The following is a 14,934-nucleotide window of genomic DNA, read 5'->3' as shown; positions in this document are numbered from 1 at the left end:
CGGGATGGCAGCAATTTCGTTGCAAGGCATTACCAAGAGCTGGGGCGAAGCCCAGGCCGTCAAGGGCATCGACTTCGAAGTGAAGTCGGGCGATTTCACCGTCTTGCTGGGGCCGTCCGGCTGCGGCAAGTCGACCACCCTGCGCCTGATCGCCGGGCTGGACATTCCCACTACCGGCACCATCCGCATCGGCGAGCGCGACGTCACCAACCTGCCGCCGGCGCAGCGCAAGATCGCCATGGTGTTCCAGTCATACGCGCTGTTCCCGCATCTGAACGTGCGCGACAACATCCTGTTCGGCGTGCGCGTGCGCAAGGAACCCAAGCAGGATTTTGAACCGCGCCTCAAACGCGTGGCCGACATCCTCGGCCTGTCGCACCTGCTGGATCGCCGCCCGGGCCAATTGTCCGGCGGCCAGCAGCAGCGCGTGGCGCTGGGCCGGGCGATCATCGCCGACGCACCGGTGTGCCTGATGGACGAGCCGCTGTCCAACCTCGACGCCCAGCTGCGGCAAGAGATGCGGCGCGAGATCCGCGCCCTGCAGCAGCAACTCAACATGACCATGATCTACGTCACCCACGACCAGACCGAGGCGATGAGCATGGCCGACCAGGTAATCCTGCTGCGCGACGGCAAGATCGAACAGAACGCGCCGCCGGCCGAACTGTACGCACAGCCGGCCACGGTCTTTGCAGCACGCTTCATCGGCACGCCGCCGATGAACATCCTGCCGCTGGTGCAGAGTGCTGGCGGCCTGGTCATCGAAGGCAGCGATGGCCCGGCGGTGACGACCGGCAGCGGCGGCGAACAATGGCAACTGGGCCTGCGCCCGGAGCACATCACCCTGAATGAGGCGGGCGTGGCGGCGGTAGTAGAGACGGTCGAATATTTCGGCGCCGACACCATCATCGGCGCCAAGGTCGGCGACGCGGCATTGCTGGTGCGCGTACCCGGCCAGTTGTCGCTGCGCGCAGGCGACCGCGTCCGGCTCAACTGGGACGCAAAGGATCAGTATTTCTTCGACAGGCAGACCGGGATGCGACGTCATCCCAACTAAACCGGCCCATGCCGGCAGAGTGAGACCCAACAATAGCAACCGCCAAGTTGCAACCAACTTTTCAACCTTATGGGAGAGACGCAATCATGCGTAGAGCAATTCTGAAATCCGTGGCCGCCCTGGCCGTCAGCGCCGTTTTCGGCGCCAGCGCCTTCGCCGCCAACCCGGTCGAAATCAGCTTCTACTACCCGGTCGCCGTCGGCGGCGCCGTTACCAAGACCATCGACAGCATGGTGGCCGACTTCGAAAAGGCCAACCCGGACATCAAGGTCAAGGCAGTCTATGCCGGCACCTACCAGGAAAGCATCGTCAAGGCGCTGACCGCATTCAAGAGCGGCACTCCGCCGACGCTGGCGGTGCTGCTGTCCACCGACCTGTTCACCCTGATCGATGAAAACGCCATCGTACCCATCGATGGCCTGGCCAACGACAAGCCCTGGATTGACGGCTTCTACAAGGGCTTCATGGAGAACAGCCAGACCGGCGGCAAGACCTGGGGCGTGCCGTTCCAGCGTTCGACCATCGTCATGTACTACAACAAGAACCTGTTCAAGGAAGCCGGCCTGAACCCGGACAAGGCGCCCGCCACCTGGACCGACATGGTTGAAGCCGCCAAGAAGCTGACCAAGCGCGACGCATCGGGCAACGTCAGCCAGTGGGGCGTGAAGATCCCCTCGACCGGCTTCGGCTACTGGATGTTCCAGGCCATGACCGCGTCCAACGACACCATCCTGATGAACAGTGCCGGCACCAAGACCTACTTCGACAAGCCGGGCGCGGTTCAGGCGCTGCAGCATTGGGTCGACCTGGCCGCCAAGGACAAGGTAATGCCATCCGGCACGATCGAGTGGGGCACCACGCCCAAGGACTTCCTGGAGCAGAAGGCCGCCATGGTGTGGACCACCACCGGCAACCTGACCAACATCCGCAGCAACGCGAGCTTCCCGTTCGGCGTGGCCATGCTGCCGGGTAACAAGCATCCGGGCAGCCCGACCGGCGGCGGTAACTTCTACGTCTTCAACAAGACCTCGCCGGAGCAGCAAAAGGCGGCGATGAAGTTCATCCGCTTCGCCACCGAACCGGCGCGCGCGGCGCAATGGTCGATCGCCACCGGCTACGTGGCCCCGCGCCAGGATGCTTGGGATACGCCAGAAATGAAGAAGTACCTGCAGGAAGTACCAGCCGCCGATGTGGCGCGCGAGCAGATGAAGTACGGCGTGGCCGAGCTGTCGACGCATGACAACCAGCGTGTGACCAAGGCGCTGAACGACAACCTGCAAGCCGCCCTGTCCGGTACCAAGACGCCGGAAGCGGCGTTGAAGGACGCCCAGCGCGAATCGGACCGCATCCTGCGTTCCTACGGCCGTTAAGCCTGTGCGGCACCCGCTGTAAAACCGGCCCGCCGCAGCCCCTCGTCCTTGCGGCCGGGGCTGCCTCGCGGGCCGGGGTTTCAAACTTGAATTTTTCGGCGCACGCTGCTGCGCCCTTGCCGTCCGGACAAGGCATAAAGGTCACCGATGAACCGTACCCATTCTTCCGTCACACCCTGGCTGCTGCTGTTGCCGGCCATGGTGCTGCTGGTCGCCTTCACCCACTACCCGGCCGTAGCCACCATCTGGCACAGCTTCTTCTCCACGCCCAAGGGTGCCAACCCGTCGGTGTTCGTCGGCCTGGAGAACTATGCGCTGATGGCCGACGACCCGGTATTCTGGCGCGCCTTCTTCAACAACCTGTGGTTCGCGCTGGGCACCATCCCGGTCTCGATCGCGCTGGCCATCATGATGGCGCTGTGGGTCAACGACCGCCTGTTCGGCCGCAGCCTGCTGCGCCTGGCCTATTTCACGCCGACCGTGCTGCCGATGATCGCGGTAGCCAATATCTGGCTGTTCTTCTACACGCCGCAATACGGCCTGCTGGAACAGATCACCGCCGCGCTCGGCCTGCCCTCGCATAACTGGCTGGGCAATCCGGACACCGTGCTGGGCGCGATGATGGTGGTGGCGATCTGGAAGGAAGCCGGCTTCTTCATGATCTTCTACCTGGCCGCGCTGCAGCAGATTTCACCGGTACTGGCCGAGGCCGCCGGCCTGGAAGGCGCAACGCGCTGGCAGTACTTCTGGAAGGTGCAGTTCCCGCTCCTGATGCCGACTACGCTGTTCGTGCTGATCAATGCGCTGATCAACTCCTTCCGCCTGGTCGACCATATCGTGGTGATGACCAAGGGCGGGCCGGACAACGCCAGCTCGCTCCTGCTGTACTACATCTATGAAGTCGGCTTCGCCTTCTGGGACTCGTCCTATGCCGCCGCGCTGACCGTGGTGCTGCTGGCCATGCTGGGCATCATTGCCTTCATTAAATTCCGTATCCTCGACCGCAGGACCCATTACCAATGATCTCGCAGACTTCCAATCCCTTTGGCGAGCGCAACCAGGCGCTGGAAACGATTTCGGCCTGGGTGCTGGGCTTCCTGTGGTTGCTGCCGCTGCTGTATGCGGTGTGGACCGCCTTCCATCCGTCCGAATTCGCCACGCGCTTTTCGCTCTCGGCCCCGCTGACGCTGCAGAACTTCGCCAATGCCTGGGATGCCGCGCCTTTCCCGCGCTACTTCCTGAACACCTTCCTGCTGGTGACCATGATCCTGGCGGCGCAGATGCTGCTGGCCACGCTGGCGGCCTATGCCTTCGCCCGCTTCGAGTTCCGCGGCAGCAATGTGATGTTCATGCTGGTGCTGATGCAACTGATGGTGATGCCCGACATCCTGATCGTCGAGAACTACAACACCATGAACCTGCTCGGCCTGCGCGACACCATCCTGTCGATCGGCCTGCCCTACTTCGCCTCGGCCTTCGGCATCTTCCTCCTGCGCCAGACCTTCAAGACCGTGCCGCGCGAGCTGGACGAGGCCGCCACGGTGGAAGGCGCCTCGGCGCTGCAGGTGCTGATGCAGGTCTACGTGCCGCTGGCCAAGCCGATCTACATCGCCTTCGGGCTGGTCTCGATCAGCACCCACTGGAACAACTTCCTGTGGCCGCTGATCGTCACCAACTCGGTCGAGTCGCGCCCGCTCACCGTTGGCCTGCAGGTGTTCTCCTCTACCGACCAGGGCGTGGACTGGTCCATCATCACCGCCGCCACCCTGATGACCTCGGCGCCGCTGCTGCTGGCTTTCCTGCTGTTCCAGCGCCAGTTTGTACAGTCCTTCATGCGCGCCGGCATCCGCTGAAACAATTATCTAAACAATGACGGGCCCGCAGAGGCCCGCTTCGCAAGACCATAAAACGGCATCACCTACATCGCGCGACATCGCAACATCGCAGTCGGCAACAGAGCAAGGAAGACAAATGAAACTCATCAGCTGGAACATCCAGTGGGCCCGCGGCATTGACGGCCACGTGGATCCGGCCCGCATCGTGCGCGACGCACGCGCCATGGGCGACTTCGACGTGCTGTGCCTGCAGGAAGTGGGCGCCAATTATCCGGCGCCGGGCCTGGCCGGCAGCGCCGGCGAAAATCAGTTCGAGCAGTTCGCGCAATTGCTGCCCGGCTTCACGCCGGTACCCATCGCCGGCGTCGACGTGATCGCCGCCGACGGCGGGCGCCGCTGCTTCGGCAACATGGTGCTGTCGCGCTATCCGGTGCAGCGCGTGTTGCGCCACCAGTTGCCGTGGCCGGTCGACCCGAACGTGATCAGCATGCCGCGTACGCTGCTGGAAGTGACGCTGGACACGCCGCTGGGCCCGGTGCGGGTGATGAATACCCACCTCGAATATTATTCCGCGCTGCAGCGCCGTGCGCAGGTGGAGGCCATCCGCCGCTGCCACGAAGAGACCTGCGGCCGGGCCGCCGGCGAGATGGCGGTGGACCGCCGCGGCTCGCCCTATCACGTCTTCCCGCACGCCACCAAGACCATCCTTACCGGCGATTTCAACTTCCGCCCGGAAGATCCGATGCATGCGCGCCTGCAGGAGCCGTTCGCCGGCCGCGACGGCAATGCGTCGCAACATGTGCCGCGCCTGGTGGACGCCTGGCAGCACCTGCACGGGAACCAAGCGCATCCGATCAATGTCGGTCAATATGACCGAGACCAATGGCCCGAAGCGTTCACCTGCGACTTCATCTTCGCCAGCGAAGACCTGCTGCCGCATCTACGCGCCTTTGAAGTCGACGGCCATACGCAGTCCTCCGACCATCAGCCGCAATTGCTGGAGTTGCGATGAGACCTCTGGAGCAAATGCCGCATGCGCGGGTCGCCACCGTGTTCACCGATATCGACGATACGCTGACCACCGGCGGAAAACTGAGCGCCCTGGCGTATGAAGCCCTGGAAGAATTGCAGCGGGCGGGACTGCGGGTGATCCCCGTGACCGGTCGTCCGGCCGGATGGTGCGACCAGATCGCACGCCTGTGGCCGGTGGACGGTATCATTGGGGAAAACGGGGCTCTTTATATGTGGCACGACGCGCACACGGGCAAGCTGCGCACACGCCATCTTCTTGATGAAGAAAGCCGCGCCGGCAATGCCGAGCGCCTGGCGGCGGTATGCGAACGCATCCTGCATGAAGTGCCCGGATGCGCGGTCGCTTCCGACCAGTTCTGCCGCCAGTACGATCTGGCGATCGATTTCTGCGAGGACGTGCCGCCGCTGCCGCGCGATGCAATCGACCGCATCGTGCAAATCATGGAGGAATCGGGTATGACCGCGAAAATCAGTTCCATCCACGTCAATGGCTGGTTCGGCGATTACGACAAACTGAGCATGGCGCGACTGATGATGCGCGAACGCTATGGCGTCGATCTGGCCGACAAGGCAGAACGCAACCGCTGCGTGTTCGCCGGCGATTCGCCCAACGATGCGCCGATGTTCGCCTATTTCCCGCTGTCGGTGGGCGTGGCCAACGTGCTCGAATTCACCGACCGCCTGGCGCATGCGCCGCATTTCATTACCCGCGAGCCCTGCGGCGCGGGTTTCGCAGAGCTGACCCGGCATCTGCTGGCGCACTCATGATTACCCTGCTGCACCTGATGTCCGCGCTGGCCCTGCTGGTGTGGGGCACGCACATCGTGCGCACGGATGTCCTGCGGGTCTATGGGGCGCAGTTGCGCCGCATCCTCTCGACCAGCATCACCCGCCGCTGGATGGCCTTCACCGCCGGCGTGGGCGTGACCAGCCTGGTCCAGAGCAGCAACGCCACCGCCGTCATCGTGTGCTCCTTCGTGGCCCAGGGCCTGGTCGGCCTGACGCCGGCGCTGGCCATCATGCTGGGCGCGGATGTCGGCACCGCGCTGATGACGGGCGTGCTCAGTTTCGACCTGTCGTGGGTATCGCCGCTGCTGATCTTCGGCGGCGTAGTGGTCTACCTGTCGCGCCGCCACACCTCCGTGGGCCGCCTGGGACGCGCGGTGATCGGCCTCGGCCTGATCCTGCTGGCATTGGAACTGATCGGATCGGCCACCCAGCCGATGATGCACACGGCCGGCATCAAGGTGCTGTTCTCTTCGCTGACCGGGGATGTACTGCTCGATGCACTGATCGGCGCGCTGTTCGCCATGCTGACCTATTCCAGCCTGGCGGCGGTGCTGCTGTCGGCCACGCTGGCCACGTCCGGCATCATCTCGCTGAAGGTGGCGCTGTGCCTGGTGATCGGCGCCAACCTGGGCAGCGGCGTCACCGCCCTGCTCTCGGCGGCCAGCCAGAATGTAGCCGGGCGCCGCGTGGCGCTGGGCAGCATGCTGTTCCGCCTGTCGGGCGCCATCGTGGTGCTGCCCTTCATCAACCAGCTTGAGCTGGTGATCGCGCAGTTCAGCAATGACCTGCGCTTCGGCGTAGTGGCATTCCATGTGATATACAACAGTGTGCGCTGCGGCCTGCTATTGCCGCTGGTGGAACCCATGGCGCGCCTGTGCATACGCCTGCTGCCCGAGAATCCGCTGGATGACGATGCCATCCACTCGCGCCACCTCGACCCGGCCGCCATCGATACGCCCACCCTGGCGCTGGCCAATGCCTCGCGCGAGGTGCTGCGCATCGGGGATTTGATCGAAAGAATGCTGCACTGCCTTTTGCCGGTCATTCGTGAAAACGATACCATCCGCGCCCAGCAGATCCGCCGCATCGATGATGACGTGGACAAGCTCTATACCGAAGTGAAAATGTATATGGCGCGCGTCTCGCGCGAGGAGCTGTCGGCCCGCGAAGTGCGGCGCTGGACCGATGTCATCACCCTCACCATCAACCTGGAACAGGCCGGCGACATCATCGTGCGCATCGTCAAGGGCCTGGAAAACAAGAAGATCGCGCCGCAGCGCACCTTCTCCGAAGCCGGCATGCAAGAACTCTGCGAGTTGCACGCGCGCCTGCTGGCCAGCCTGCAACTGGGGCTGTCGGTGTTCCTCGAAGGCGACCTGCGCAGCGCCCAGAAACTGCTGGCCGAGAAAGAATCCTTCCGCGACCTCGAGCGCGCCTACGCCAAGAGCCACCTGATCCGCCTGGCCGGCCAGACCCAGCAAAGCATCGAAACCAGCTCGCTGCACCTGGACCTGATCAGCGATATGAAACGCATGCACTCGCTGTTCTGCTCGACGGCCTATTCGGTACTGGACGAGGCTGGACTGCTACGCCACAGCCGCATGGAAAACAGCCATGAAGATGAAGAACGGCTTCGCATGATGGAAAGGCCGGAAGGCGATTATTCGCATCCGCCCTGACGGCGACGGACGAATCCAGCACGCAAAAGACAAGGCCGGCATTGGATGCCGGCCTTTTTTATGCCTTGCATGCTCAATGGCCGGATATCTCGGAGAAGGAAGTGCGCACCACCTGCTTCGTGCCGATATCGAAATGCACGTTGAAAAGGCGGTCCTCATGCACATAGCGGTACTTCCAGTCCCACACTTCTTCGTTCTTGCGGACGAACTGCACCACGCTGCGCGGCCGGCCCAGCATGCGCCGCACCTCATCGGCCGACATGCCGGGGCGGATGGTGTCGAAGTTCTCTTGAGTCAGGACTTGCCTGTAGTCAATCAACGTGCCGGAGGCGCCAATGGCGAACATCCAGGTACGGATACCTTCCGGCCCCTTGGGATACTCCAGGGTGCGGGCGCCGTTGCCGTCCTCCCAGACGGTGTCGGGCTGGCCCATCACGCCGCGCACGTCGGCCTCGGTGGAAACGCCCTTTTGCAGCTTGTCCAAGCCGAACTCCTCGATCGGATTGCCGTTGCTGTCGCAACCGAACATTGCTACAGCGGCAACAAGAGCACCCGCGGTAGCGGCGCAACGGCGGGCAAATTGGAAAAATCGCTTATTCATCCTTTTGATTATCCCTGATAAAGACAGGGTAAAATAACCCTCTTTGCATCAACCTGGCCGAAATTACTATGTTCTCCAAGAAAACCGCCTACGTATCGGAAATCACCCAGTTCATCGAGGAACTGAAGACCAAGAATCCGGCACTGGAAGAACAGCAACGCGCCGGCCGCGCCCTGCTGTGGGACAAAGAGCCCGTCGACCTGGACAAGACTGCCCGCGACAAGGCTTCGCGCGTTGCGCAACAGCCTTACGTCTACCAGTCGCACTAATTAAGGCGGCATGACGGCAAACGCAGGCGGCGGCGATCCGTCCGGCAGCGCCGGCGAGCAACAGCGCAACGCCGACGCCCTGGAAATCACCCCCGCAGGACAACCGGACACCACGCCCGATGTGATCGACGGCGTGGCATTGGCGCGCCTGTACGGCGAGCCGCTGTTCCAGCTGCCCAACGACCTGTACATCCCGCCGGACGCGCTGGAGGTCTTCCTCGATGCGTTCCAGGGTCCGCTGGATCTGCTGCTCTATCTGATCCGCAAGCAAAACTTCAACATCCTGGACATCCCGATGGCCCAGGTCACCCGCCAGTACCTGGAATACGTCGAGCAAATCCGCAAGCAGAACCTGGAACTGGCGGCCGAATACCTGCTGATGGCGGCCATGCTCATCGAGATCAAATCGCGCATGCTGCTGCCGGCCAAAAAGGCCGACACCGGCGAGGAACCGGAAGATCCGCGTGCCGAGCTGGTGCGGCGCCTGCTGGAATACGAACAGATCAAGCTGGCCGCGCAGGAGCTGGATGCGCTGCCGCAGGTCGGCCGCGATTACGTGCGCACCCAGGTCTACATCGAGCAGACCGTGGTCACGCGCTGGCCGGACGTCGACATGAACGACCTCAAGGCAGCCTGGGCCGATGTGATCAAGCGCGCCAAGCTGACCGCGCACCACCATATCAGCCGCGAAGAACTGTCGGTGCGCGAGCACATGACCGGCATCCTGCGCCGGCTGCAATCGGCGCGGTTCGTCGAATTCTCCGACCTGTTCGAACCATCGCGCGGCGTGCCGGTGGTGGTGGTGAACTTCATCGCCTTGCTGGAGCTGGCCAAGGAGACGCTGATCGAAATCACCCAGGCCGAAGCCTTCGCCCCCATCTATGTCAGACTCTCGTACTCGCCGAGTTGAGCGCGACGAGTACGATCCCCCTCGCTGATACCGGCGGCGCACTGCGCCACCTTCCAACCCGAGAACCCGCATGAAAATCATTTCCTCCATCGAAGAACTCCGCGACCACCTGCGCGGCCAGTTGCGCACCGCCTTCGTCGCCACCATGGGCAACCTGCACGAAGGGCACCTTTCGCTGATGCGCCTGGCGCGTACCCACGGCGACCCGGTAGTGGCCTCGATCTTCGTCAACCGCCTGCAGTTCGGCCCCAACGAGGATTTCGACAAATACCCGCGCACCTTCCAAAACGACGTCGAGAAACTGGAAAAGGAAGGCGTCTACGTGCTGTTCGCGCCGACCGAAAAGGACATGTACCCCGAGCCGCAGGAATACCGCGTGCAACCGCCCGATGACCTGGGCAACATCCTGGAGGGCGAATTCCGCCCCGGCTTTTTCACCGGCGTCTCGACCGTGGTGATGAAGCTGTTCTCCTGTGTGCAGCCGCGCGTGGCAGTGTTCGGCAAGAAGGATTACCAGCAGCTGATGATCGTGCGCAACATGGCGCGCCAATTTGCGTTGCCCACCGAAATCATCGGCGCCGAAACTTACCGCGCCGAAGACGGCCTGGCCCTGTCTTCCCGCAATGGCTACCTGTCGGCCGACGAACGGGCCGAGGCGCCGCTGCTGTATCGCGTATTGAACGATGTGGCCGATGAAATCCGTGGCGGCCAGTTGAATACCGCAGAAGCCGAAAAGAAAGCCATGTCGCTCCTGGCGGATCGCGGCTGGAACCCGGACTACGTGGCCGTGCGCAAACGCATCGACCTGCAGCCGCCATCGGCCGGCGACATGGCGCAAGGCACACCGCTGGTGGTGCTGGCCGCCGCCAAGCTGGGCACGACCCGCCTGATCGACAACCTGGAAATCTGAACGTGGGCGCCGCCGAGGCAGGCGTATTCCTGTTCGGCGCTGCGCTCTCTTTGAGCGCGGCTTCTGCGGCCATCACCGTCAAAGATGATCTCGGCAACGAGGTCACGCTGGCGCAACCCGCCCGGCGCATCGTCAGCCTGGCGCCGCACGTCACCGAACTGCTGTATGCCGCCGGCGCCGGCGACAGACTGATCGGCGCCAGCAACTTCAGCGACTTCCCTGCCGCAGCCGCCAAACTGCCTTCGGTCGGCAGCTTCGCCGCCCTCGACCTGGAGCGCGTGCTCAGCCTCAAGCCGGATCTCGTCGTCGCCTGGCACAGCGGCAACAAACCCTCGCAACTGGCGCGCCTGCGCGAGTTCGGCATCCCCATCTACGAAAGCCAGCCGGCGGATTTCGGCATGATCGCCGATTCGCTGGAAAAACTATCGCGCCTGGCCGGCAGCGAAAGTATCGGCAATACTGCCGCCAAGGATTTCCGCGCGCGGTGGCAAGCGCTGCAAACCCAATATCGCGGCCGCACCGAAGTCAGCGTGTTCTACCAGATCTGGAGCCAGCCGCCGATGACGCTCAACGGCCGCCACATGGTGTCCTCGGTGCTGAAACTATGCGGAGGCCGCAATATTTTCGCCGACCTGCCGCAGTTGGCCCCCACCGTCAGCGTGGAAGCGGTGCTGGCGGCCGATCCGCAGGTCATCCTCACGCCCGGCGATGCCAAAGACCAGCCGCTGGAACGCTGGCGCCAGTTCCCGCGCCTGCGCGCGGTGCGTGATGGGCATCTGTACGCGGTCAATGCCGACTGGCTCAACCGTGCCGGACCGCGTGTGCTGGATGCGGCAGAACAAGTGTGCGATTTGCTAGATCGTGCTCGGAAATAACGCAACCTGATCGCCGAAATAAAAATCCCTCCGAATCTCGGAGGGATTTTTTTATAGTACAGCCTGATGCGATGATCAGAACTTGTACTTCACGCCCAGCGAAAACATGTTGGCCTTGTTGCTGCTTTCACCGCCCAACTTTTCGTAGCGGGTATAGCCCAGGCGCGCACCAAAATTTTGCGATACGGCGAACTCGTAACCCAGACCAAACAGGTAACCGGCGCCAGACACGGAATCGCTGGCCGAGGCACTGGCGGTGCCGCTACGCGCGGTAACCGAAGAGGAAACCTTGGAGTGGGTCGCACCGGCCTTCAGATACAGGCCAGGCACGAACTCTGTGAACTTGTAGAGCAGGGCCAGATCGACGCCCTTGGCGTCAATCTTGGTTTCATAGGTGGCGGTACCAGCCAAATTGGTGCCCGACTGCTTGAAATCGTCGGTGGCGAAGTAACCCAGTTCCAGCGCCAGGTTCTTGTTCAACTGGTAGCCAATCAGGGCGCGCAGGGCACCGACGTCGGTGGTTTCGGAGGTCTTGCGAGCGCCACTAGGCGTCTCGATAGAGTTGACGGAGACATAAGCGCCCTCCACGCCCACATACACACCGCTGTCTGCGGTTTGGGCAGCGGCCGAACCGGCGACCATCATTGCTGCGACGAACAAAACGTTTTTCTTCATTCTTATTGATCCCTTAGGTTTGTCAGATTTTTATAGGGAATACCCCCGGCCGGCATTATATCGTCGGCGGAGAAAACGTAAATAAAGGTAAAGTTTTGTGTGTGATTTTTTTCACAGCCGCCCACGAGATCCTGTACAAGTGATACACCAGCGGGACAATTTTCGCCGACCTCCTACAGCTAGCAGTCGCGGAAGCATGCAAGCAGTTGGACGAAGCAAGAACACTGCATCAGCAGCGCCAGAACGAAAAAATCCCTCCACACGGGAGGGATCTCTCTTGTCGTCGGGACGGATTAGAAACGATATTTCAGGCCGGCACTCAACACGTTGGCATTCACGTCGGTGGCGCTGCCCACGCGCTGATAGCGGGTGTAGTTAGCCGAGGCGCTCCAGTTCTTGGTGATGTCATATTCGTAGCCCAGGCCCAACAGATAACCCGTACCCGATGTCGACGCCGACCCGCTGCCAGTCTTGACGCCGGCGGTGGTTCTGACGCGGTCGCCCGATACTTCCGCATAGCTCAAGCCTGCCTTCAGGTACAAACCGGGAACACCTTCCGTGAATTTGTAGACGCCGGCAAAATCGGCGCCGGATGCCTTGTATTTGTCATGATAGCGGTTCACGCCATCGGTACCGTTACGCTTGAAGTCGCCGGTGCCGAAGTAGCCGAGTTCCAGCGCCCAGTTGGGCGTGAACTGATAGCCCAGCGCAGCGCGGACGAAGCCGGCATTCCTGGTTTCGGAGGTAGTGCGTTCACCGCGGACGGAACTCAGGGAAGTCGCATTGGCATAGCCTCCTTCAAGGCCGACATAGACGCCTTGATTGGACTTGACGGCTTGCGCGGAAGCAGAGACGGCAGCCATTGCCAGCATGGCGCCGGCGGTCATCAGTACGTGTTTTTTCATGGATGGTGACAGGAAATCTACGGAGGGTTTCGACAAGGCCGACATCGCCATGGAAGACAGCGCTGTGACCCAGAGCTTCATCGCATGCCATGACGGACGCTTCGATGAAGTCCGGTGCAGATCATAAGAAGGTATCTGCCGCCAGCCCCCGCGGGCCCTGCAATTTCGTGGATTTCTCCATACTTTCAAAAGAGCGCCCCAAAGTCGGATGAAGCGAACGTCAAAACCCTTTTGATTTCCTTTCCATGCCGCAATTACGGCCTAGCGCCCTGCTTCCGACACGAACAATTCACTGCCGCCGACATCCACGCTGCGAAAGCGACAACCGAAGGCTTCCTCCAACATATCGGTGCGCATGACCTCGGCGACCGTGCCCTGGCTGGTCCGCTCTCCCAGCAACAGCACATGACTGGCAAAACGGCGCGCAAGGTTGATGTCGTGGCAACTGGCCACCACCGCATTGCCTTCTTCAGCAAGAGAACGCAGCAACGCCATCACCTCCAACTGGGCGGCAATGTCCTGGTGCGAGGTCGGCTCGTCCAGCAGGTAAAGCCGCGGCGCCTGCACCAGCAAGGTCGCCAGGCCCACACGCTGGCGTTCGCCGCCGGACAGTTTGAGCAAATCGGCCTGTGACAGGTGCGCCAACCCGACGCGTGCAAGTGCCTGCAATGCCGCGCCGCGCTTCTCCGCTTCATCGGCCCAGCCGCCGCTGGAGAACCGCCCTGCCATCACGGCCTCGACCACCGCCATTGAAAACGCATCATGCTGCTGTTGCAGCAACAAGCCGCGACGCTGCGCCATTTGCATGGCAGACAGCGAAGTCAACGGCGAACCGCATAAGATGAAATCGCCCTGGGCCGGCCGCAGCAAACCTGCCGCAGCATGAAGCAGGCTGCTCTTGCCGATGCCGTTACGGCCCAGTACGCACCAGAATTCGCCCGCGCGCACCTGCCAGTCGAAACCTTCCAGCAAGTTCCGCCCCGGCACGCGCAAGGACAACTGCCGCGCCTGCAGCACGATGTCGCCGGCGCTCACATCCGGCTCCGCGCCAGCAGCCACAAAAACACCGGCACCCCGACCAGCGCCGTGATGACACCCACCGGCAATTGCGTCGGGGCGACCACGGTACGCGCAGCCAGGTCGGCCAGCGTCAACATCGCACCGCCGGCCAGCACCGATGCCGGCAACAACAGGCGCTGGTCGTTACCGACCAGAAGGCGCAAAGTATGCGGCACCACCAAGCCGACGAAACCGATGGTGCCTGCCATGGCGACAGCTGCCGCCGTGGCCGCCGACGCCGCGCAGAGCGTCATCACGCGCAGGCGCAAGACCGGCACGCCCAACAGCTGGGCGAAACTGTCCCCGCGCGCCAGCAGGTTCAGCGCCGGCGCATGGCGCACCGCCCACAGCAGCGCCAGCAGCAGTACGCCCGCCGCCAGCGGCAGCAGGCGCGCATCATCCAGATCGCCGATCAGCCAGAACACCATACCGCGCAACTGCGAATCGGGAGCGATCGATAAAGAAAGGGAAATGATGGCGCCGAAGCCTGCAGCCAGCATCACTCCCGTCAGCAACAGGCGCTGGCTCGACAACAGCGGCGACAAGGCCAGATGCCGCAGCGACTGGCGCACCAGCCCGAACAGCAGCAGCACCGCCAGCGCCGCCCCCAGCAACGCGCCGGGTGCGGTGACCAGGCTCGGCGGCAAGCCGAAGTACAACGCCGCCAGCATGGACAGCAAGGCACCGGCAGCCGCCCCGCCCGACAATCCCAGTACATAAGGGTCGGCCAGCGGGTTTCGCAACAGCACCTGCATCAGCGCGCCGGCCAGGGCCAGCAGCGCGCCCACCGCGAAGGCGGTCAGCGCGCGCGGCACACGCAGCGATAGCAGCAAGGACACCGTATCGGCCGATGCCGATGGACGCAGGCAGCCGCTGCTGCCGCACAAGGCGGCGGCAGCCAGCGCCAGTAGCGCCAGCAGCAGCAAGGCAGATAACGGCCAGAGGTAACGTCGCATCGGCGATAGCGG

At 62.8% G+C, this 14,934-nt stretch carries 16 protein-coding genes; 11 read left to right on the top strand and 5 right to left on the bottom strand.

The features are described 5' to 3' along the window. The first annotated feature begins 4 nt into the window (after positions 1-4). From AKL28_RS00830 to AKL28_RS00800, 7 genes are all read left to right on the top strand, one after another. On the top strand, positions 5-1,057 hold the full coding sequence (locus AKL28_RS00830; RefSeq protein ID WP_050466154.1) for an ABC transporter ATP-binding protein: 1,053 nt from the start codon (positions 5-7) through the stop codon (positions 1,055-1,057). An 86-nt stretch (positions 1,058-1,143) separates the two neighbouring features. Then, positions 1,144-2,427, top strand: a complete 1,284-nt coding sequence (locus AKL28_RS00825) for an ABC transporter substrate-binding protein (RefSeq protein WP_050466153.1) — start codon at positions 1,144-1,146, stop codon at positions 2,425-2,427. Positions 2,428-2,574: 147 nt separating this feature from the next. Then, positions 2,575-3,450, top strand: a complete 876-nt coding sequence (locus AKL28_RS00820; RefSeq protein ID WP_050466152.1) for a carbohydrate ABC transporter permease — start codon at positions 2,575-2,577, stop codon at positions 3,448-3,450. Further along, positions 3,447-4,280, top strand: a complete 834-nt coding sequence (locus tag AKL28_RS00815) for a carbohydrate ABC transporter permease (protein ID WP_050466151.1) — start codon at positions 3,447-3,449, stop codon at positions 4,278-4,280. The genes AKL28_RS00820 and AKL28_RS00815 overlap by 4 nt, the downstream gene beginning before the upstream one ends. Before the next feature lie 118 nt (positions 4,281-4,398). Beyond that, positions 4,399-5,274, top strand: a complete 876-nt coding sequence (locus AKL28_RS00810) for an endonuclease/exonuclease/phosphatase family protein (protein ID WP_050466150.1) — start codon at positions 4,399-4,401, stop codon at positions 5,272-5,274. After that, complete coding sequence (locus tag AKL28_RS00805; RefSeq protein WP_050466149.1) at positions 5,271-6,062, top strand: HAD-IIB family hydrolase; 792 nt, start codon at positions 5,271-5,273, stop codon at positions 6,060-6,062. The genes AKL28_RS00810 and AKL28_RS00805 overlap by 4 nt, the downstream gene beginning before the upstream one ends. Continuing rightward, positions 6,059-7,762 carry a Na/Pi cotransporter family protein gene (locus AKL28_RS00800; protein WP_050466148.1) on the top strand — a complete coding sequence of 568 codons (1,704 nt, stop codon included), beginning with the start codon at positions 6,059-6,061 and terminating at the stop codon, positions 7,760-7,762. The genes AKL28_RS00805 and AKL28_RS00800 overlap by 4 nt, the downstream gene beginning before the upstream one ends. A gap of 73 nt (positions 7,763-7,835) precedes the next feature. On the opposite strand, the gene bamE is transcribed toward AKL28_RS00800, so the two are convergent. Beyond that, positions 7,836-8,363 (bottom strand): outer membrane protein assembly factor BamE domain-containing protein, encoded by a 528-nt coding sequence (gene bamE, locus AKL28_RS00795; RefSeq protein WP_050466147.1) that lies wholly within the window; start codon positions 8,361-8,363, stop codon positions 7,836-7,838. A gap of 68 nt (positions 8,364-8,431) precedes the next feature. On the opposite strand from bamE, the gene AKL28_RS00790 reads away from it, so the two are divergent. The 4 genes from AKL28_RS00790 (at position 8,432) to AKL28_RS00775 (ending at position 11,327) form a co-directional block, all read left to right on the top strand. Further along, on the top strand, positions 8,432-8,632 hold the full coding sequence (locus AKL28_RS00790; RefSeq protein WP_050466146.1) for a DUF3460 family protein: 201 nt from the start codon (positions 8,432-8,434) through the stop codon (positions 8,630-8,632). A gap of 10 nt (positions 8,633-8,642) precedes the next feature. Continuing rightward, positions 8,643-9,542 carry a segregation and condensation protein A gene (locus AKL28_RS00785; protein ID WP_050466145.1) on the top strand — a complete coding sequence of 300 codons (900 nt, stop codon included), beginning with the start codon at positions 8,643-8,645 and terminating at the stop codon, positions 9,540-9,542. Between the two features lie 70 nt (positions 9,543-9,612). Beyond that, positions 9,613-10,452, top strand: a complete 840-nt coding sequence (gene panC, locus AKL28_RS00780) for a pantoate--beta-alanine ligase (protein WP_050466144.1) — start codon at positions 9,613-9,615, stop codon at positions 10,450-10,452. After that, the gene (locus AKL28_RS00775; protein WP_050466143.1) at positions 10,449-11,327 is read left to right on the top strand and encodes a cobalamin-binding protein; all 879 of its coding nucleotides are present in this window, start codon (positions 10,449-10,451) and stop codon (positions 11,325-11,327) included. The genes panC and AKL28_RS00775 overlap by 4 nt, the downstream gene beginning before the upstream one ends. Positions 11,328-11,402: 75 nt before the next feature. On the opposite strand, the gene AKL28_RS00770 is transcribed toward AKL28_RS00775, so the two are convergent. The 4 genes from AKL28_RS00770 to AKL28_RS00755 all read right to left on the bottom strand — a co-directional run bounded on the left by AKL28_RS00770 (position 11,403) and on the right by AKL28_RS00755 (position 14,922). Continuing rightward, positions 11,403-12,002, bottom strand: a complete 600-nt coding sequence (locus AKL28_RS00770) for a porin family protein (RefSeq protein ID WP_050466142.1) — start codon at positions 12,000-12,002, stop codon at positions 11,403-11,405. 293 nt (positions 12,003-12,295) lie between these two features. Then, positions 12,296-12,907, bottom strand: coding sequence for an outer membrane protein (locus AKL28_RS00765; RefSeq protein ID WP_169801844.1), 612 nt, complete (start codon positions 12,905-12,907; stop codon positions 12,296-12,298). A 261-nt stretch (positions 12,908-13,168) separates the two neighbouring features. Beyond that, positions 13,169-13,942 (bottom strand): ABC transporter ATP-binding protein, encoded by a 774-nt coding sequence (locus AKL28_RS00760; RefSeq protein WP_050466140.1) that lies wholly within the window; start codon positions 13,940-13,942, stop codon positions 13,169-13,171. Next, a complete protein-coding gene (locus AKL28_RS00755; protein ID WP_050466139.1) occupies positions 13,939-14,922 on the bottom strand; it encodes a FecCD family ABC transporter permease in 984 nt (327 codons plus the stop codon). Before AKL28_RS00755 ends, AKL28_RS00760 begins: the two co-directional genes overlap by 4 nt. Positions 14,923-14,934 lie beyond the last annotated feature (12 nt).

It is taken from the genome of Herbaspirillum chlorophenolicum (genome assembly GCF_001189955.1).
GTDB lineage: Bacteria > Pseudomonadota > Gammaproteobacteria > Burkholderiales > Burkholderiaceae_D > Herbaspirillum > Herbaspirillum chlorophenolicum.
This window is presented reverse-complemented; position numbering and strand designations above follow the sequence as displayed.